This window comes from Pseudomonas sp. GCM10022186, from assembly GCF_042656385.1.
Taxonomy (GTDB): Bacteria; Pseudomonadota; Gammaproteobacteria; order Pseudomonadales; family Pseudomonadaceae; genus Metapseudomonas.
Window position 1 is genome coordinate 101,574 of the sequence record NZ_JBHSOU010000016.1, and the last position, 1,011, is coordinate 102,584.

Consider the following 1,011-nt stretch of genomic DNA (forward strand, 5'->3'; position numbering starts at 1 on the left):
CCCGGCGCGAGGAGGGGATCAGCTTGGCGATGGTTTCGCCCTTCTTCACTTCCTGGCCGAAGTTGGCGTTGTAGGTGGCGACCACTTCGCCGGCGATGGAAATGGCGATCTCCACCGGCAGCTTGCCCTTCACTTCGCCGATACCCATCGGGCAGCGCATGCGCTGGACGGTCTCGCTGGCGAAGCCGCGTTCGCGCAGGCGATGTTCGAACTTGACGCGCTTGGTCTTCGAGCCGATCAGGCCGAAGTAGGCGAAGTCGTTGCGCTTGAGGATCTCCGCGGTCAGCTCCAGGTCCAGCTGGTGGTTATGGGTCATGACGATGTAGTAGCTGCCCTTGGGCATGTTCTCGATCTCGTCGATCACCTCTTCGTTGACCACCTTCTCCACCCCGGCGGGAATCTGCTCGGGGAATTCGTTCTCCCGCGAGTCGATCCAGCGTACCTTGCACGGCAGGCTGGCGAGGATCGGCACCAGGGCGCGGCCGACATGGCCGGCGCCGAACACGGCGATGTGCGCCTGGGGCTGGCCCATGGGTTCGAACAAGAGCACCGTGGCGCCGCCACAGCACTGGCCAAGGCTGGCGCCCAGGCTGAAGCGTTCCAGGCGGGTGTCCTGGGTGCGGCTCTCGAGCATCTGGCGGGCAATTTCCATCGCCTTGTACTCGAGGTGACCGCCACCGATGGTCTCGAAGATGCGCTCGGCAGTGACCACCATCTTCGAGCCGGCATTGCGCGGGGTGGAGCCGCGCTCTTCGATGATGGTCACCAGCACGCAGGGTTCACCGCGTTGCTGCAGGTCGGCGAGGGCGCTGATCCAGCTCATTTGCTCAGTCTCCAGCTACGCAGTGGCCTGGTGGTGCGCGACAGGCGCCAGTCGTCCTTCGGACGCACCGGAGCCGGCAGCGTTTCCAGCAGCACGACTTCGGAGTCCTGCTGCGTCGTCTTCGATCTATCGGTGGATGTTGTCATTGTTCTGCACCGTTGTTTTTGAGTGGCGACCGGCCCGAGCGG

The 1,011-nt window shown here is 64.1% G+C and carries 2 protein-coding genes; both read right to left on the reverse strand.

Features of this window, described 5'->3' with window-relative positions:
• Positions 1–823 (reverse strand): xanthine dehydrogenase accessory protein XdhC (gene xdhC, locus ACFPU0_RS09245; RefSeq protein ID WP_377692626.1); only part of this gene is annotated, 823 nt, incomplete at its 3' end.
• Positions 820–1,011 (reverse strand): hypothetical protein (locus tag ACFPU0_RS09250; protein WP_377692627.1); only part of this gene is annotated, 192 nt, incomplete at its 5' end. The genes xdhC and ACFPU0_RS09250, both read right to left, overlap by 4 nt.